We start from the raw sequence: 15891 nt of genomic DNA on the forward strand, positions 1-15891 counted from the left end.
ACTAGTCGCTCGCATGGGCGCGAACGTCGCCGGCGTCACGCTCCCCGGTCGTCGGCGGTCGGCAACAACGACACCTCGGTCACCGCTCAGGAGCACATCGAAGGAGGCCCGGGTGTCTGTGGACACAGAGGACCCGCCGCGCGAACCGGACCCGTCCGGGCGTGCCCCGCGGGAGCCCCGGTTCCGCCGGAAAGCAGACGCCCGGGGAGCGGACGCCCGAAGGGCGGACGCCCTGCTGCGAGCGGAAGCCGTCCTCGACCGATGGCCGTTCCGGCGGAAGCTCAACGTCCTGGTGGTCGTCCCCCTCGTGGTCGTCGGCGTGCTGCTGGGCGTCGGCGCGTACGGCCAGGTGCAACAGGCCACGGACGCCGACCGGACCGCGCAACTGGTGCGCGACAGCGAGCAGGTCACCCAGCTGATCAACGACGTCCAGGCCGAGCACCGGCAGGCGCTGCTGCTGGCGGTCCAGCAGGAGTCGGCCCGGCCCGGGGCGGACCTGCCGTCGACCGTCGACTACCGCGCGAGGCAGCGGGCCACCGACGAGCAGGTCACCGCCGTGCGTTCGGCGTTCGGCGCCGGTCTGACGAAGGACGAGAGGCGGGCCCTCGAGTACATCCACGACCTCGGCGTGCTGCGCGACAAGGTCGAGCGGGGTTCGGTGCCCGCCGCCGGTATCGACCCCGCGTACGCCAACGCGGTCGGCTACCTGATCGACGGCATCGGGCTCGACCGCTTCTCCGACTCCTCGTCGTCCTCGGTGATCGAGCTGCTCGACACGGTGCTGCGCGCCGACGCCGCCCACGCGGCCTTCGAGAGCGGCGTGTTCTCGGCCCAGACCCGGGATGCCAACGCCCTCACCGAGTACACGCGCGCGGCCGGTGCCCACCGGGTCTACGAGGAACAGGCAAAACGTTTCGGCAGGATCGCCGACCCGGACCAGGTGCTGCGCCTGGAGGGCATCGAGCGCAGCGCCGAGGAGAACGGCTTCGACGCCAAGTTCGCGGAGCTGCAGATCGACCCCAGCTCCCTCCAAGGTCAGTCACCGCAAGCGCTGCGCAAGGCCATCGCCGCGGGCACCCGGCAGGCCGCCTACCGCCTCGACGTCACTGGCACGCTCACCGGGCAGATCGCCGCCCGCGCCGAAAGGGCTTCCCAGGACGCCGTGGAGAAGGCGGTGGCCCTGCTCGCCCTCGCCGTCCTCGCCTTCGGCGCCTGGCTGGGTTTCTCCTTCCTGGTCCGGCGGTCGGTCGTCCGCCCCCTGACGGCCCTGACCGGCGCCGCCCACGAGGTCGTCGAGGTGGCGGGCGAGGAACTGGCCCGCATCGAGGACGACGATTCGCCCGACAGCACCCCACTGCGGCCCCGGCCCATCCCCGTCCCCGTGCGCGACGAGATCGGCGACCTGGCCGAGGCGTTCAACCAGGTCCAGGTCACCGCCGCGGCGCTGCTGGAACGGCAGGTGATCAGCCGCCGCAACGTCGGCGAGATGTTCGGCAACGTCGGGCGCCGGGTCAGCAACCTCACCACCCGCCAGCTCACGCTGATCGACGCCGTCGAACGCGAGGAAACCGCCCCCGACGTCCTGGAGCGGCTCTACCGCATCGACCACATCGCCGTACGCCTCCAGCGCAACGCCGACAGCCTGATGCTGCTCGCCGGAATCCGGGAAGCCGAGCTGGACGCCCGGCCGACCGCCCTCGCCAACGTCATCCGGGCGAGCCTCGGCCGCATCGAGGGGTTCCAGCGGGTCGCCCTGCGCTCCGAATCCGAGGTCACGGTCGCGCCCGACATCATCGGCGACCTGACGCTGATGGTCGCCGAACTGCTGGAGAACGCGGTCGCGTTCTCCCCGTCCGAGACCCCCGTCGAGGTCGTCGTCCGGCCCGGCACCGACGTCACCGCGGACGGCGGCGCGCTGATCGAGGTCATCGACCACGGCCTCGGCATGGGCGCGGAACGCCTCGACGAGGAGAACGCCCGCCTCGTCCGCCGCGAACGGCTCGACCTCGTTCCCACCAAGGTGCTCGGCCTGTTCGTGGTCGGAAGCCTCGCCCGACGCTGGGGCATCAGGGTCGCCCTGAGCCGTACGCCCGGCGGCGGAGTGACCGCCACCGTGTGGATCCCCGACGCGCTCCTGATGGCGGTGAACGCCAGGGACGCCGCCGCGTCGTCCTCGGTCCCGGTGGTCACGGAGCTGGCCCGGACCCCGGCGGCTCCGCCGGCGGCGCGGCCCGAATCCGAGCCGTCACCCGCTGGGGCCACCCCGCTGCCCGTACGGACACCCGCCACCAAGCCCGAGTCGCGCCAGGCGGAACCCGCGGAGCCCGGCGGCCTCCCGCGGCGCATCCCGAACCGCCAGGGAGCGGAGAGAACCTCCCCGGAACCCTCCGCCGAGCAGGAACCGCCCACCGAGCCGAAGGCGTCCCCCACCGGGGAGAAGCCGCCCGCCGAGGCCACCTCCACCTCCACCTCCCGTCCCCTGCGACGGCGGGTGCGGGGCGCGACGCTCGACAAGACGACACCACCGGCCGACCGGGGCATCGCGGCCGTTCGCGAGGCCGCGGATGCCGACGCGGTCCGGTCGGAACTCGACGAGTTCGAGGCCGCCGTACGCAGGGCACAGCAGGACAGTGCCACCACCCCGGCCGAACCCCCCACGCCATTGCCCCATCAGCAATCCCGAAAGGAGTCGGGCAGTGACCACGCCGACAGGTAAGAACAGTCCCGCTGGGCAGGAACCCACCGACCTGCGAGCAGCCGCGGCCGACTTCACCTGGCTGCTCGACCGGTTCGCCACCCAGACCGCCGGTGTCGTCGACGCCATCGCCGTGTCCTCCGACGGCCTGCTGATCGCCGTGTCCGAGCTGCGCGAACAGGCCGACTCCGAGCGGCTCGCCGCGATCGTCTCCGGCATCACGAGCCTCGCCGCGGGCGCCTCCGGCAACTACGGCCTCGGCGGCCTCAACAAGGTCATCATCGACCTGGAGGGCGGCCATGTACTGGTGTCGGCCATCGGCTGCGGCGCCGTGCTCGGCGTGGTGACGTCGAAGGAGGCGAAGCTGGGCAACATCGCGTACGAGATGACCCTCTTCGCCAACCGGGCCGGGGCCGCGCTCACGCCCCAGCTCGTACTGGAGCTGAAGAAGAGCGCCGGCGCCTCCATCCTCTGACGCGTGTTCACATTCGGAAGGGGGCGTGATGGTGACCGGTGAACCAGGACCGCACGAGACGGCGACCGACCTGGACGGTGTGGCGGGTGTGGCCAACGAGTCGATCTCGCCGGATGCTCCGGAGCCGACGGGCCGAGCCTCCGCGATCCGTCCGTTCCTGCTGACCGCCGGCCGGGTGGCGGGCGGCGGCGGCACCGGGGCCCCGCTCCCGGTCGAGGCCCAGGTCGTGACGACGTCGGACGGGCTCTCCGCCCTGCGCACGCTCGCCTTCGAACGCCACGACATCGTCGCCGCCTGCCGACGCCCGCAGTCGGTGGCGGAACTGTCCGCCCGGCTCCGGCTGCACCTCAACGTGGTGCGGGTCCTGGCGGAGGACCTGTGCACCGCCGGACACCTGGTGGTCCACGTGCCGGACGCCAGGACAGTCCAGGACATCTCCGTACTGCGAAGGGTTATCGATGGTCTCCGTGCCGTCCCCGACTCACGGGGCACACTCCGCGACAGCAGCTGAAGCCGAACAACCGCCGCTGCCGGTCAAGCTGGTCATCGCGGGCGGCTTCGGAGTGGGCAAGACCACGGCCGTGGGCGCCATCTCCGAGATCCGCCCGCTGACCACGGAGGCCGCCATCACGGAGGTCGCGGCGGGCGTGGACGACCTGACCCACACCCCCGGCAAGACCACCACCACGGTCGCCATGGACTTCGGCGTCATCACCATCGACCCGACCCTCAAGCTCTACCTGTTCGGCACCCCGGGCCAGGACCGGTTCGGCTTCATGTGGGACGACGTGGTCGAAGGTGCCCTCGGCGGCCTCGTCATCGTGGACACCCGCCGCCTGGACGACTGCTACGCGGCCGTCGACTACTTCGAGCACAAGGACATCCCCTTCGCCGTCGCCGTCAACGCCTTCGACGGCGAGGTCCAGCACGACCTGGACGAGGTGCGGTGGGCCCTGGACGTCTCCGAGCATGTCCCCCTCACCGTCTTCGACGCCCGCGAGACGGGATCGGTCCGCGATGCCCTGCTGGGCGTCCTGGACGTGGCCCTGTCCCGAGCGAAGTCCGTGGAACCGGCCTGACCCGGCGGCTAGAAGATCCTCGAAGGCGGTCCCCGCTCCAGGGCGGAGTGCGGCGTAAGGATAGGGTGCGAGCCAGGTGTCGAGGGAATAAGTGGGTTCGATGCGGTTCAGGTCATGGAGTAAAAAGACCCGCCTCATCTCCGGGGTGTGCGTCGTGGCGGGGATTGCGGCCGCTGTCGCCTCGTATTTCCTGTTCTTTTCCAAAGAATCCGTGGAGCCCGGCCCCTACGCCGACAATCCGAAGTGCGCCGATGTCATTTCCCGGGCCCCCGAGACCGTTCTGTCGAAGCATCGCGACGACGTCACCGGAGAGGGAGTCGCCTCCTGGGGAGATGGCTCGGTCGTTCTGCGCTGCGGCGTCACCCCGCTGCGGCCGACGACCGACCTGTGCGTGGACGTCAACGGCGTCAACTGGGTGCTCGACGAGAAGCGCGCGCAGAAGGACGGGGTGCAGGTCCTGACGACGTACGGCCGCACTCCCGCGGTCGAGGTGACCGTCGAGGGTGATGGGCCCAAGGCCGGATCCGCGCTGGTCGACGTGAACCGGGCGGTCCGCGGCATTCCGCAGAAGTCGAAATGCCTCGCACTGGGCGACACGCTCTGAGCTGAGCCGAGCGGGCCGTCCACGCTCCGGCCGCATGCGACCAGCAGCGGTCCGCTCACTTGTCGGCGCGCGGCAGGAGCCACAACTGCGGGAAGGCCAGCATGTCGTCGAACAGGTTGAACGCCGCGGGCTCCAAGGTCACGGTCGCGGCTGCGCCGGTGAAAAGCTTGGTCATTTCCCTGGCCACTTTCTCCATCGGAGGCACGTCCGACGGCAGTGGCTTGACCAAGCGGTAACCGATGGACGAGTGGAACTGGTAGGTGTCGAAGTTCGCCGCACGGATGTCGAGCAGTTCTCGCAGTTCCCGACGAGCCGTCCACAGGGTGTTGAACGTGGCGTCGTCAGCCGGGGTGAGGTCCATGGTGAAGTTTGCGTCGAATGGGCGGAAGCCCTTGACCTTCATGTTGATCGGGCCGAGCGGCGTCAGATGGGACTCCTGCAAGCGCGCCAGAATTCGCTGCGAAATCTCTGTCATGTCCTGACAGTCCGCCAACCACGGCGGCAGCTGCTTGTTGGTGATGGTGTCCTGGGCGATCATGTCGAACACGGTCATGTGCATGCTGCTGTGTGGCAGGCAGGCGTACTGGTCGGCCAACGACGACCGCTTCATGATCTCTTGGGCCTGCTTCTCCGCGTTGAAGAAGGCTGAGTCCTGAGGTACGGGACAGACGACCGTGTTGCCACGGAAGCGCTGGGCGTTGCCGTCGAGGTCCCACTTCTTGCCCGGGCCGGCGTTGAGCGGCTCACGTTTGCCGTCGTTCACTGTGGCCTCAGCGGGGCCGGTGAGGGCCAGGCCCGCAGCAGCGGCACCAGCGGCGCTGAGCAACACGTTTCGACGATTGATCGCGGTCATGACGCTCCCGTGGGTAAGGGGTTGGCCGGGGTGCCAAAGACTCACCCACGGAAGTGAACGGTTGGAGAATTCAGCGTCTCTGCCTGGAAAGTTGCCGGCTCAACGCGCTGACCTGGATGGGTCACACGGCAGAGTCCAGGCGTTCGCGCTCTTCGGCGGTCAGCCCGAGCGACACCCCCGCGACCGCCTCGTCCAACTGCTCCACCGTGCTGACGCCGACGATCGGCGTGGCGGTCGGCACGGTCCGCGCTGCGGCCGCCGGGCTGCGCGTGGCGGATCTGGACGACTACCGCGTGGAGGACGCGGCGGAGCGCGCGCTCGTCCTCGGCTACGGGAACATCGGCGACACCGAGATCCCGGCGGCCATCGCGCCCCTGCGCGAAGCGCCGGCGGGTCGGCCCCCGGATCCGCCGGACCGTACCCGGGACACGACCGTCGTCACCGAGCGGTTCGGAAGAGGGCCGGAGTAGGAGATGGTGCCGCTCTCCTCCAACCGTCGGATCCGCCACGGACCCGGGTACCGGGCCGCCGGTTCAACCGAGGGGCGCGTGCTCGCCGTACACCCGCTTGTGGAAGGCGAGGATCGCCTGTGCGACCTCGTCGAGATGCGTTTCCAGGAGGAAATGCCCGCCGTCGAGGAGAAGGATCTCGGCATCGGGCGCATCGCGGCGGAAGGCCTCCGCGCCTGCGGGCCCGAAGATCTCGTCGTTGCGGCCCCAGATCGCGAGAACCGGAACGCCGCGGGAGCGTAGCCACTCGTGCACGGCCGGGTACAGGTCGCGGTTGGTGGCGTAGTCGCCGAACAGGGCGAGCTGCGCGCGGTCCACTCCCGGACGGGCCAGAAGGGCCAGGTCGTGCTCCCAGGCGTCGGGGTCGACCAGGGTGGGGTCGGCCACCCCGTGGGTGTACTGCCACTCGACGGCCTCGCGCCCGAGCGCGGGCCGCAGCTGCGCCTCGTGCTCGGCGCTGCGATCGGCTCCGTAGGCCCAGATCGGCGCCCAGAAGTCAGGGACGAAGCCCTCCTCGTAGGCGTTGCCGTTCTGCGAGACGACGGCGACCACGGCATCCGGATCCGCCAGGGCGAGCCGCCAGCCGACGGGCGCCCCGTAGTCCTGGACGTAGATCGTGTACCGGTCGACGTCGATCACGGCCAGAAAGTGGCGGGTGACCTCGGCGAGCGCGTCGAAGGTGTAGGGGAACTCGTCGACGCTCGGCGCCGACGACCTTCCGAAACCGATGTGGTCGGGCGCGATCACCCGGTACGGGCCGGCCAGGGCCGGGATGAGGTGGCGAAACATGTGCGAGCTGGTCGGGTACCCGTGCAGCAGCAACAGCACGGGAGCGTCCGCCGGGCCGGCCTCGCGGTAGAAGACCGTCAGCCCGTCGACCTCGACGGTGCGGTGATGAACAGCAACCATGACGGTAACCCCTTAAATTGATTTAACTGGTTAGGTTAGAGTGAGTCTGCGTGCCCCGGATGCGCTTGTCAAGGAGGAGCAGGGGATGGTCGAGGGTGAGGAGCTGCTGCTCGCGGTGCTCAACAGTGCTCCGGTGATCGACGGCAAGCCCACGGACGCACTGGAACCGGCAGAGGAAGGGTCGCGCTGGCTCCGCTCGCTGGGAGGGTGTGGAACGACAGCCGAGCGCGAAGCGGTGCGGGGCGTGCGCGAGGCTCTGCACCGGCTGATCCGCGGGGACTCCACCGATCTGGATGCCCTCAACGCCGTCCTTCGGGATGCCCGCCTGTGTCCCACAGCCACGAGCGAGGGCCTTCAGTGGCAGCTCGAAGCCGCGAGTGATCAGGAGCTGGCCGTCCGCGTCGTCCTCGCATGGTCGACGGCCTGCGAAGAACTACCGGGACGACTGCGGCCCTGCGCGAACGAGGAATGCAACCTGTTCCTCGTCGACCACAGCCGCCCCGGTACGGCACGCTGGTGCTCCATGGCCGCATGCGGCAACCGAATGAAGGCCCGCAACCACGCGCGAAGGCGACGTGCCGGCGAGACGGTCACCCCGGGCAATCCGACCGCGCGTACGCCTGGGGGCTGATGCGGTGATACGGGGATACGCCCGGGAGCTGAGGCCGTTCAGTTCCCTGGCCCGACGCCGGGTGGCGGCGCCCGCGGAAACATCAAGGGCATCGAGCGACGACGAACGACATCGCATGACACATCGATGATCGAGGAGCGTGCCGCATGCCCACGACTGTTCCCGTCTCCACCGTTCATGGCGCTCACTTACGCGTCCCGCTCTGGGCACACCGCGCCGCGGCAGCGGCCGTCTGGGTGTCCCTGCCATCGGCGTTATGGCGCCTCGCTGTGGTGCTCGGCGTTCCGCTCGGATTGGCACCGTCCGAGTACAACGCGATGCTCCTGCCCGGCTGGGGCCTGCTGATCCTGCCCCTGATGTCCCTGGCCCAAGAGAGCCTGGCCTGGCTCACCCTCGGACTGGTACGCCCCTGGGGCGAGGTCTGGCCCCGCTGGATCCCGTACCTCGGCGGCCGCCCGGTCCCGGTCCCCGCCGCGGTGATCCCGGCGGCGTTCGGCGCGCTGGCCTGCAGCACGTACGGAGTGGCGTTCGTCTGGACGACCCTGCACGCCCACATGGACATCACGCCCTGGGGCAACTGGCTCCTCACCGCCGCCTACCTCCCCCTCGTCGCCTGGGGCCCCCTGCTGGGCGCGGTGACGCTGCACTACTACCGCCGCCGCAGGCACGGGGCGAACGCGGCGGTCACCACGTGCGTGTAGGGGCTCCGGGCATGCAGGGCGCTGCTCACCGGAACGAATCCGGTGAGCAGCGCGTGCAGCGTCGCCGAGAGAACCGGCGGGAGAACTTCAACCATCCGCCTCGGCTACGCCGATGGGCAGGAGAACGCCCTGGCCAGCATGCGGACGAGGGGGAGCGTAGGCACTGTGCCCCCTCCCTCAAGGCGGCCGATCTCCTCCACCGACAGCCCTGTCCGCTCGGCGAGCGACGCCTGGTCGATCCCCAACGATGTACGACGGTCGTAGACACCCTGGCCCAAGTCGATCGCGGCGCTCGCCTCGACGTACGCCGGATCGGCTCGATGCTCCTCGGGGATCGTCCATGAGGTGTGGTAACTCTTGCTCACGGTGACTCCTTGCTCACGGTGACTCCTTGAACGTCTGGCCATACCCCGAGCCGACCTCAGTACCGCTCTCGCCCGCCGGGATAACGAACCGCCCTTCGGCACTCAGGCGCGTCCGCTCGCGCAGGTTCCGGGCCGAGCGCGAAGCACAGTCCCGCATGCAGTTGTTCCGACTCGTCCAGCGTCAGCACCAGCGGGGCGAGGGCCACGGGGTGACCGAGCCGAACGCCCCGAAGGAGCAGCGCGAGCCGGACCCCTTCACGGCGTACGCGCAGCCCCACCGGAGCGACCTCGATGCGCCACTCGGACTGAGCGCGACGGTCCGGGCTCATCCGCCTGCCCCCTTCTCGTCGGGCACGGGAAGTCGCCTGCCGCGGCTCTCCGCGACCCGGAGTGCGTCGTACAGCGCCTCGACCAGGCGATTCGAAAGAAAGCGAAGTTCTCCGGCTTCCGCCTTGGGGTTGCCGAGCAGCACGCGGGCATGGCCCAGGAGTTCGGCACCCATGCGGAGTTGCACCGCTTCCATCTCGTCGGCGAGCCGCGACAGGTACCCCTTGCCGTCCTCACTGGGGACCAGGTAGCACGGCTTGCCGGACTCCCCATTCCACGGCAGCAGACGCGGTTGCGTGCTCACCGGATCACCACCATCCCGTGCGGAGCGCACAGCAGCACCACGCGCGGAAGCCGCAGCGTCGGGTCATCCACGCAGCTCACCGGAGGACTTGTCGGGACCACGAGCCGGCGCCCCCGGCCGGGCAGCAATGACCACAGCAGCCACCACACGATGTGGCGGATATCGTTTGGCATGTTGACGCTCCTCTTGCAGCGTTGACCACGCCCCCGGGCCGTGCGCGCGGTCGCGGGGGTCTTGCGTTTGCCAACTGTGCTGCGGAGTAACGGCGCTGCCTTCCCGCCCCCGGCTATCCCCGTCATGGGTAAGCTGACGGTCAGGATCGCGTGACAGAATGTCACTATCAGGCGTAACGGGGCACACGATGACTGCTTACCAACCCCCGACTGCACTACCGCGTGAGCTTCTGAACCACCCGGAAATGCGTGCCGCGATCGTGGCTCATGACTTCGGCGTGGTCTTTTCTCTTGCCCGAGACTTAGCCAAGATCAGCTATTCGAAGATTGCCGCCGAGTGTGACCTCAAGCCCGAACGAGTCGGCACATTGGCACGCGGCCAGGGCCGCATTACGTCCTTCGACAAGATCGCGACGATTGCCGATGGCCTGCGCATCCCCGGACACCTACTCGGCCTCGCTCCCCGTGACTGGGAAGCGACCTCACCGCGCACGACACCCACGACGACCCGAGAGGGGAGCGAAACAGTGCGGCGTAGAGAGTTTTTCCGGGCCTCAGCCGGAGCAGGTCTGGTCCTCGGCCTGCCCGAGTTGGCCCAGCTCAAGGCAGGCCGTCAGATCGGTCGAGACGTGCCGGACCAATTGCGACAGCGCACAGCACGACTGCGGCGTCTCGATGACATCCTTGGCGGAGGCGACACCTACCGCATCTACCTCGGCGAGTACCAGGCGACCAAGACGATGCTGCGGGAGAGCAGCTACAGCGAGGAGACCGGTCGTGCGCTCCTGTCGGTCCTCTCCGAACAGGCCCAGCAAGCGGGTTGGGCCGCATTCGACGCCGGCCGGCACGGCGACGCCACCAGCCTCTACGAGGACAGTCACCAAGCCGCCACCGAGGCAGGAGACACCGCCCTTGCCGGAAACGCTCTCGCCTTCCTCGCCTACCAGAGACTCAGTCGCGATCGCACCGTCGGGATAGACATCGCGGTCGAGTCATGCGGCACCGCAGGTCCCGACGCCCCACCCGGCGTACGCGCGCTGCTTTACGGACGTCTGGCCTGGGCATACGCCGCCGCAGGGGACGCCGACGAGACCGAACGTGCTCTCGGCATCGCTCAAACCGCGCTCACCGAGGACGACGGAAGGCCCCAGCCCGACTGGGCAGCGTGGGATGGGAACGGACTGCAGATCATGGCGGGCCGATGCTGGACCGAACTTCGCCGCCCCCTCCGCGCTGTTCCCGTGCTGGAGGACTTTCTCTCCCGGTACGACGACACCCATGCTCGTGACAAAAGCCTCTACCTGTCGTGGCTGGCAGATTCCTACCTGGCCGCCGGAGAAATCGAGGAGGCCGCGTCCGTCACAGGCCGCGCACTGGAACTCTCGGCCGGAGTCGCGTCCGTCCGCCCACGCCAGCGCCTCGCACCGATTTTCCAACAGTTCAGGTCCCACAGGGAGCTTCCGGCGGTGGCCGAAGTCCTCGAAAAAACCAGGGCGTGAGGAATCAGTTCATCGGTTCGGCTCAGTGGTCCGCTCCACCCACCGCAGGTAGGCATCCGAACCTGCGACGATCGGCACGGCCGACACCTCGGGGTTCTTCCACGGGTGGTGCTCCAGGATGTGCGCTTCAAGGTCGGCGTAGCGCTCGGCACGTGTCTTGAACAAGCGCTGGCACTCTTCCCCGGTCCCGAACTGACCCTGGTGCCAGAAGACGGAGATCACCGGTCCCACGATCTGCGCCCCGGCCGCGAGCCGAGCCGTCACCACCGAACCCGCAAGTTTCTCGGCTTCCTCACGGTTTGCCGTCGCCGTCGCCACCTGAAGGAAGCTCGCTCGCGCCCCTGGATGATCTGACGGAGGCATCGCCCCATGGCCACGCACCCCCAGCCAGGCACCGCCGAATGGGACGCCTACTTGGCGGAAGGGAACGCCAAACAGGAACGCAAGCGCGTGTCAGCCGACGTGCTCTTGCACGACACCGCCGGGCGCCTGTTGATGGTCAAGCCGACGTACAAGGAAGCGTGGGATCTCCCTGGCGGGATGGCCGAGGCGAACGAGTCGCCCGCGGACGCGGCGCGACGCGAACTGTCCGAGGAACTGGGCCTCGCCGTCGAACTGCGAGGACTTGTCTGTGTCGACTGGGTCGCGCCACACGGTCCCTGGGACGACCAACTCGCGTTCGTCTTCGACGGAGGTACGCTCTCGCCCGGCCAGGTCAGCGGGGTGTACCCGCGCGATCACGAACTCTCGGCTTGTGACTTCGTCTCCCCGGACGACGCCCTGCCCCTGCTCCCGCCCCGCACCCGCCGCCGGGCAGCCCAAGCCCTCCGGGCCCTGGCCGAGCAGCGCCCCGCGTATCTCGAGAACGGTGAACGCTCCGTTCCGTGACGGTGCTCCGCCCAGCCGTACTCACGGCAGTGGAAGGCCGAGCGCGGCGTGTGCGTCGTCCAGGATCTTGCCGATTGGGGACGCGGCACGTCGGGCCTGTGTCGCGTCGCCGGTCTCGGCAGCGTCCTCCCAGTGACGGAACTCTTTCGCGATGTTCGGCTGCCGCTGGATGTGGACGTAGACGGCCCACTGGGCGATGAACCGCTGGAGCGGAGCGAGGTCGGCGGCCTGATCCAACTCCCGTGCGAAGGCGGGAAGGGCGGCGGGCGCGATCTGCGCGATGGCCTGGCGAAGAGCCGCGACGGTGGCAGGCGGCTGAGGGATGAGCGGCTTCCCAGCGGCGGGGGTGGTCATTTCTGCTCCCAGGAATGAGATTCCCTGGGAGCAGCCTATCGAGTGCGTGCTGCCCAGCGGAGTACCTAGCTCCTGCACCTATGAGGGGCCTGCCACGTGTCCCTCAGGCCCGATCAGCGAGCGACGCCGGGGATGAGAGCGACGAGGCCGGACAGGAAGCTTCCTACACCAGCCAGCGTGACAACGGTTGCCTTGCCGTCCGTGAACAGCCCTGAGCAGAATTCCCGGAGGCGTCGGCGAAGGATGAGCATCTTGAGCTTCTCCCATCGGTGCTGCCGGATGTGACAGCCCAACAGCAGCCCCGATGCGTTGTTACGACAGCCGTCCGCGCGCCCGCGTACTGGAGCGCCACAGGTGACAGGTGCTTGAAAGAAGCACCACGCCGCCGTTGCAACGGAGAGGGCGACAACGACTGCTGGTCCCGCAGCGGAGTTGATCCATGCCGCGATCAACAACGCTCCGGCCAATACACCCCACCACTGTCCAAGTCCACCGAGCGCAGCTGTCCCCCGAGTACTCATGAAGTGGAAGATCCCGCTCGGTGGTCATCGTCATGCGCCTCTGGGGCACACGTGGCCGAATGTTGCCCCACAGGGGCTGAGGATGGCCACTTGACGCCTTTCCGTTCTGAACAGCGGGCGGTCCACACCGCGCTGGCCTTGCACGGACGAGGAGGTCAGGCAGCGTGCGGCACGAAAGAGACAATCGTGGCCGCGTGATGTCGGTGGTGGAGTCACCGCGTGCTCGGTGACTCCACCGCGCGGGCAGCCTGGGAGGAGCGCGAACCTCGTCCTCGGTCTCTCGATCCGGGAAGACCTCACGCGGATCGGCGCGGTCCGGCAGGGGCTCGATGCGCGTCGGGAGCGGTCAGGGGCACCGGTTCGAGGCGTACTCGCCCCTGGGCGAGATAGTGGTCGAGTTCGGGCGGTCGGTAGGACGCGTCCTCGTCGTGGCGTATGTGGGCGGTTTCCGAGAGGTATTCGCACCCGTTGGCACGACCCGACGTGTCCACGGCCTGTCCAATAGGCCGGTGCCACGGTCGTTCCATGAGGTAGAAGCCGGTGCGTGAGTCGTGGATCGGGCCCATGATGTCTGGCCGCACAGGGAAGTCCATGCCGGTGCTCGCGGGCACGGCGCGCGGCCCGGTGTCGCTGAGGCTGAGAACCTCGGGGTCGAACTCCAACCCGTGACGGCGAGCCTGGTGGACCATCCACAGGAGGGTGATGTCGGACAGGGCCGTTTCGCTGTAGCCGCCGCCGACGTCGCTGTGCACTCCGGCGAACCACACCTGCTTCAGCTCCTGGCCGTTGTCGCCGGCGCCGGGTTGCTGGTGCCACAGCGTCGGGATGAAGGGCGTGCGCTGCTCATCGATGGCCAGCGCGTGGAAGGCCCCTTGCACCCAGCTGCTCAGTTCGGTGTCGTGGAACGCCCACCGACGGTTGACCGAGGCCACGAACGGCTTGAGCCACCGGGGGCCCGGAACCGGGATGCCGAGGGTACCGACCGTGTCCCACACTCCGATGAAGCGGATCCCCGTCTCGTACGCGTACGTCTGGCGGAACAGCGTGGCGGCCGTGCCGGTCGGCTTCTCGATACGGTCGCGGTACAGGGCCCACGCCTCCTTGATCCGATGGGCGTGCTCCCGGCGCAGGATGCCGGAGTTGCGCACCAGGCCGGCAAGGCTGCGGGCAGTGAAGGCCCCCCGGCTGAATCCGAACAGATACAGCTGGTCACCGGGCTCGTAGGCGTCGACGAGGAAGCGGTAGGCGTCCAGGACGTTGCTGGACAGCCCCATGCCGAACGCGCCGCCGCGCAGGCGCTCCCACCGGCGTGTGCCGACACCGCGACCGTAGTAGACGCGCTGCTCCACGCCGTCCGCCTGCGGCCGGACGGCCAAGGCGACCTTGGTGACGTTCGTCTTGTGGGGCTGGTCGGCGAGGTCCCACGTGCCGTCACAGCAGAGGATCAGATTCTTGGCCATGGCAACTCCCTCCGGGGAGGAACAGCAACCGCACATCAGTGATGTCATTGCCCGGCCGACAGACCTGATTCGATGGTCGCACCACTCCGCCGACCTCGCCATTCGCCGCAGCCGAGTGCCGAGCGGGTTCAGAGGAAGCTCAGAAGTTCCCGTGACAGTCTGGCGCGCCTCACAGGCCCGCGCACGGAGCGTTCGTGCGCGTGCCGGCCTCTCCTGGGCGCTTCTGGAGGAAAATCTGATGAGCCTCACCGTTGTCAACGGACTGCCCGTACACGTCCTGGTCGTGCACTTCGTCGTCGTGTTCGTTCCCCTGAGCGCCCTGGCGGTCGTGATCGGCGCGGTCTGGCCGAGTGCCGCCCGGCGGATGGGGATTGTGCTTCCGCTGCTGGCCCTCGTGACGCTGGCGAGCGTGCCCGTGGCCACGAACGCCGGCGAGTGGTTGGAGGAGCACGTCGACAGCAACGCGCTGGTGCGCAGGCACACCGAACTCGGCGACGGGTTGCTTCCCTGGGCCGCGGGCCTGTTCGTGATGGCGACGGCGGTCTGGTGGACGACCCGCAGGCTGACGTCGGCGGAGGCGGGCCCCGGGGAGCGGACCCGGGCGGTCACGTCCCGGACCGCGTTGGTGATCCGTGTCGCGGCGGCTGTGCTCTCCGTCGCGGTGGCCGCGGGTGCGGTCGTGGACGTGTACCGGATCGGCGACTCCGGAGCGAAGGCCGCGTGGCACGACGCCTTCTCCAACACCGCCCATGGCGAAAGTGGTGACAACGGCTGACGACCGGTCGCCCTCGGAGCGGGCGGCGCATCCGGGGGCCACAAAGCGGCAACGCCCTGCGAGCGGCCGCGTCAGCCGTCCGCCGGGGCCACGCCTATGGGGCAGGAGACGCCCGTGCCGCCGATGCCGCAGTAGCCTGCGGGGTTCTTGTCCAGGTACTGCTGATGGTAGGGCTCGGCCGGGTAGAAGGGGCCGGCGGGGAGGATCTCGGTGGCGATCTCGCCGTAGCCGGAGCCGGTCAGGACGGACTGGTAGGCGGCGCGGGAGGACTCGGCCTCGGACTGCTGCTCGGGGGAGTGGGTGTAGACGGCCGAGCGGTACTGGGTGCCGACGTCGTTGCCCTGGCGGAAGTGCTGGGTGGGGTCGTGGGACTCCCAGAAGAGCTTCAGGAGGGCGCCGTACGAGGTGACCGTGGGGTCGAAGACGACGCGGACGGCCTCGGTGTGGGCGGTGAGGCCGCTGCAGACCTCTTCGTAGGTGGGGTTCTCGGTGTGGCCGCCCTGGTAGCCGACCAGGGTGGTCCAGACGCCGGGGGCCTGCCAGAAGACGCGCTCCGCGCCCCAGAAGCAGCCGAGGCCGAAGTCGGCGACGGCCAGGCCCTCCGGGTACGGGCCGGTGAGCGGGTTGCCGAGGACGGTGTGGCGGTCGGGGACGGTGAAGCCCGGTTCGGGGCGGCCCTTCAGCGCCTCCTCGGGGGTCGGGAGGTGGTTCTGGCGGCGGTTGAACAGCATCGGGACGGCTCCTCGGGGCGGCAGGCAAGGGGACACAG

The 15891-nt window shown here is 69.1% G+C and carries 20 protein-coding genes; 11 read left to right on the plus strand and 9 right to left on the minus strand.

Features of this window, described 5'->3' with window-relative positions:
* Positions 1–112: 112 nt before the first annotated feature.
* From ACH4SI_RS08665 to ACH4SI_RS08685, 5 genes are all read left to right on the plus strand, one after another.
* Positions 113–2716, plus strand: a complete 2604-nt coding sequence (locus ACH4SI_RS08665) for an ATP-binding protein (protein ID WP_398294173.1) — start codon at positions 113–115, stop codon at positions 2714–2716.
* Complete coding sequence (locus ACH4SI_RS08670) at positions 2697–3170, plus strand: roadblock/LC7 domain-containing protein (protein ID WP_398294175.1); 474 nt, start codon at positions 2697–2699, stop codon at positions 3168–3170. The genes ACH4SI_RS08665 and ACH4SI_RS08670 overlap by 20 nt, the downstream gene beginning before the upstream one ends.
* A gap of 28 nt (positions 3171–3198) precedes the next feature.
* Positions 3199–3681: a DUF742 domain-containing protein gene (locus ACH4SI_RS08675; RefSeq protein ID WP_398294177.1), complete on the plus strand. Its 483-nt coding sequence runs from the start codon at positions 3199–3201 to the stop codon at positions 3679–3681.
* Entirely contained in the window at positions 3629–4249 is a 621-nt protein-coding gene (locus ACH4SI_RS08680) for a GTP-binding protein (protein ID WP_398294179.1), read from the plus strand. The genes ACH4SI_RS08675 and ACH4SI_RS08680 overlap by 53 nt, the downstream gene beginning before the upstream one ends.
* A gap of 154 nt (positions 4250–4403) precedes the next feature.
* The gene (locus ACH4SI_RS08685) at positions 4404–4853 is read left to right on the plus strand and encodes a DUF3515 family protein (RefSeq protein ID WP_398294181.1); all 450 of its coding nucleotides are present in this window, start codon (positions 4404–4406) and stop codon (positions 4851–4853) included.
* Positions 4854–4908: 55 nt separating this feature from the next.
* Here the strand turns inward: ACH4SI_RS08685 and ACH4SI_RS08690 are convergent, their stop codons facing one another.
* Positions 4909–5706: a DUF1868 domain-containing protein gene (locus tag ACH4SI_RS08690; protein ID WP_398294183.1), complete on the minus strand. Its 798-nt coding sequence runs from the start codon at positions 5704–5706 to the stop codon at positions 4909–4911.
* Between the two features lie 116 nt (positions 5707–5822).
* On the opposite strand from ACH4SI_RS08690, the gene ACH4SI_RS08695 reads away from it, so the two are divergent.
* The gene (locus ACH4SI_RS08695; RefSeq protein WP_398294185.1) at positions 5823–6176 is read left to right on the plus strand and encodes a hypothetical protein; all 354 of its coding nucleotides are present in this window, start codon (positions 5823–5825) and stop codon (positions 6174–6176) included.
* A gap of 63 nt (positions 6177–6239) precedes the next feature.
* Here ACH4SI_RS08695 and ACH4SI_RS08700 read toward each other — a convergent pair whose 3' ends face one another.
* Positions 6240–7124, minus strand: a complete 885-nt coding sequence (locus ACH4SI_RS08700) for an alpha/beta fold hydrolase (RefSeq protein WP_398294187.1) — start codon at positions 7122–7124, stop codon at positions 6240–6242.
* An 85-nt stretch (positions 7125–7209) separates the two neighbouring features.
* On the opposite strand from ACH4SI_RS08700, the gene ACH4SI_RS08705 reads away from it, so the two are divergent.
* Positions 7210–7755 carry a CGNR zinc finger domain-containing protein gene (locus ACH4SI_RS08705; protein ID WP_398294189.1) on the plus strand — a complete coding sequence of 182 codons (546 nt, stop codon included), beginning with the start codon at positions 7210–7212 and terminating at the stop codon, positions 7753–7755.
* A gap of 146 nt (positions 7756–7901) precedes the next feature.
* Entirely contained in the window at positions 7902–8456 is a 555-nt protein-coding gene (locus tag ACH4SI_RS08710; RefSeq protein ID WP_398294191.1) for a hypothetical protein, read from the plus strand.
* A 104-nt stretch (positions 8457–8560) separates the two neighbouring features.
* On the opposite strand, the gene ACH4SI_RS08715 is transcribed toward ACH4SI_RS08710, so the two are convergent.
* The 3 genes from ACH4SI_RS08715 to ACH4SI_RS08725 all read right to left on the minus strand — a co-directional run bounded on the left by ACH4SI_RS08715 (position 8561) and on the right by ACH4SI_RS08725 (position 9625).
* Complete coding sequence (locus ACH4SI_RS08715; protein ID WP_398294193.1) at positions 8561–8821, minus strand: helix-turn-helix domain-containing protein; 261 nt, start codon at positions 8819–8821, stop codon at positions 8561–8563.
* Positions 8822–9146: 325 nt separating this feature from the next.
* Positions 9147–9452 (minus strand): hypothetical protein, encoded by a 306-nt coding sequence (locus ACH4SI_RS08720; RefSeq protein WP_398294195.1) that lies wholly within the window; start codon positions 9450–9452, stop codon positions 9147–9149.
* Complete coding sequence (locus ACH4SI_RS08725) at positions 9449–9625, minus strand: hypothetical protein (RefSeq protein ID WP_398294197.1); 177 nt, start codon at positions 9623–9625, stop codon at positions 9449–9451. Before ACH4SI_RS08725 ends, ACH4SI_RS08720 begins: the two co-directional genes overlap by 4 nt.
* Positions 9626–9870: 245 nt before the next feature.
* Here ACH4SI_RS08725 and ACH4SI_RS08730 point away from each other — a divergent pair, with 245 nt between their 5' ends.
* Complete coding sequence (locus ACH4SI_RS08730) at positions 9871–11124, plus strand: XRE family transcriptional regulator (RefSeq protein ID WP_398294199.1); 1254 nt, start codon at positions 9871–9873, stop codon at positions 11122–11124.
* Between the two features lie 9 nt (positions 11125–11133).
* Here ACH4SI_RS08730 and cutA read toward each other — a convergent pair whose 3' ends face one another.
* Positions 11134–11487, minus strand: a complete 354-nt coding sequence (cutA, locus tag ACH4SI_RS08735; RefSeq protein WP_398294201.1) for a divalent-cation tolerance protein CutA — start codon at positions 11485–11487, stop codon at positions 11134–11136.
* Positions 11488–11493: 6 nt separating this feature from the next.
* Between cutA and ACH4SI_RS08740 the strand changes: the two genes are divergently transcribed.
* Positions 11494–12012 carry an NUDIX domain-containing protein gene (locus ACH4SI_RS08740; protein WP_398294203.1) on the plus strand — a complete coding sequence of 173 codons (519 nt, stop codon included), beginning with the start codon at positions 11494–11496 and terminating at the stop codon, positions 12010–12012.
* A gap of 21 nt (positions 12013–12033) precedes the next feature.
* On the opposite strand, the gene ACH4SI_RS08745 is transcribed toward ACH4SI_RS08740, so the two are convergent.
* Positions 12034–12366, minus strand: a complete 333-nt coding sequence (locus tag ACH4SI_RS08745; RefSeq protein ID WP_398294205.1) for a hypothetical protein — start codon at positions 12364–12366, stop codon at positions 12034–12036.
* Positions 12367–13183: 817 nt separating this feature from the next.
* Complete coding sequence (locus tag ACH4SI_RS08750) at positions 13184–14347, minus strand: DUF2235 domain-containing protein (protein WP_398294207.1); 1164 nt, start codon at positions 14345–14347, stop codon at positions 13184–13186.
* 238 nt (positions 14348–14585) lie between these two features.
* On the opposite strand from ACH4SI_RS08750, the gene ACH4SI_RS08755 reads away from it, so the two are divergent.
* Positions 14586–15122: a DUF2231 domain-containing protein gene (locus ACH4SI_RS08755; RefSeq protein WP_398294209.1), complete on the plus strand. Its 537-nt coding sequence runs from the start codon at positions 14586–14588 to the stop codon at positions 15120–15122.
* Between the two features lie 71 nt (positions 15123–15193).
* Here the strand turns inward: ACH4SI_RS08755 and msrA are convergent, their stop codons facing one another.
* Complete coding sequence (gene msrA, locus ACH4SI_RS08760; RefSeq protein ID WP_398294211.1) at positions 15194–15853, minus strand: peptide-methionine (S)-S-oxide reductase MsrA; 660 nt, start codon at positions 15851–15853, stop codon at positions 15194–15196.
* Positions 15854–15891 lie beyond the last annotated feature (38 nt).

The organism is Streptomyces sp. NPDC021212 (assembly GCF_044332925.1).
Taxonomy (GTDB): Bacteria; Actinomycetota; Actinomycetes; order Streptomycetales; family Streptomycetaceae; genus Streptomyces.

Excerpts from the sequence above, each read along its gene's own strand:
- ACH4SI_RS08690 (WP_398294183.1), bottom strand. The coding sequence starts at position 5,706 with ATGACCGCGATCAATCGTCGAAACGTGTTGCTCAGCGCCGCTGGTGCC.
- ACH4SI_RS08755 (WP_398294209.1), top strand. The coding sequence starts at position 14,586 with ATGAGCCTCACCGTTGTCAACGGACTGCCCGTACACGTCCTGGTCGTG.
- ACH4SI_RS08680 (WP_398294179.1), top strand. The coding sequence starts at position 3,629 with ATGGTCTCCGTGCCGTCCCCGACTCACGGGGCACACTCCGCGACAGCA.
- ACH4SI_RS08740 (WP_398294203.1), top strand. The coding sequence starts at position 11,494 with ATGGCCACGCACCCCCAGCCAGGCACCGCCGAATGGGACGCCTACTTG.
- ACH4SI_RS08705 (WP_398294189.1), top strand. The coding sequence starts at position 7,210 with ATGGTCGAGGGTGAGGAGCTGCTGCTCGCGGTGCTCAACAGTGCTCCG.
- ACH4SI_RS08700 (WP_398294187.1), bottom strand. The coding sequence starts at position 7,124 with ATGGTTGCTGTTCATCACCGCACCGTCGAGGTCGACGGGCTGACGGTC.
- ACH4SI_RS08750 (WP_398294207.1), bottom strand. The coding sequence starts at position 14,347 with ATGGCCAAGAATCTGATCCTCTGCTGTGACGGCACGTGGGACCTCGCC.
- msrA (WP_398294211.1), bottom strand. The coding sequence starts at position 15,853 with ATGCTGTTCAACCGCCGCCAGAACCACCTCCCGACCCCCGAGGAGGCG.
- ACH4SI_RS08675 (WP_398294177.1), top strand. The coding sequence starts at position 3,199 with ATGGTGACCGGTGAACCAGGACCGCACGAGACGGCGACCGACCTGGAC.
- ACH4SI_RS08710 (WP_398294191.1), top strand. The coding sequence starts at position 7,902 with ATGCCCACGACTGTTCCCGTCTCCACCGTTCATGGCGCTCACTTACGC.
- ACH4SI_RS08730 (WP_398294199.1), top strand. The coding sequence starts at position 9,871 with ATGCGTGCCGCGATCGTGGCTCATGACTTCGGCGTGGTCTTTTCTCTT.
- ACH4SI_RS08725 (WP_398294197.1), bottom strand. The coding sequence starts at position 9,625 with ATGCCAAACGATATCCGCCACATCGTGTGGTGGCTGCTGTGGTCATTG.
- ACH4SI_RS08745 (WP_398294205.1), bottom strand. The coding sequence starts at position 12,366 with ATGACCACCCCCGCCGCTGGGAAGCCGCTCATCCCTCAGCCGCCTGCC.
- ACH4SI_RS08695 (WP_398294185.1), top strand. The coding sequence starts at position 5,823 with ATGGGTCACACGGCAGAGTCCAGGCGTTCGCGCTCTTCGGCGGTCAGC.
- cutA (WP_398294201.1), bottom strand. The coding sequence starts at position 11,487 with ATGCCTCCGTCAGATCATCCAGGGGCGCGAGCGAGCTTCCTTCAGGTG.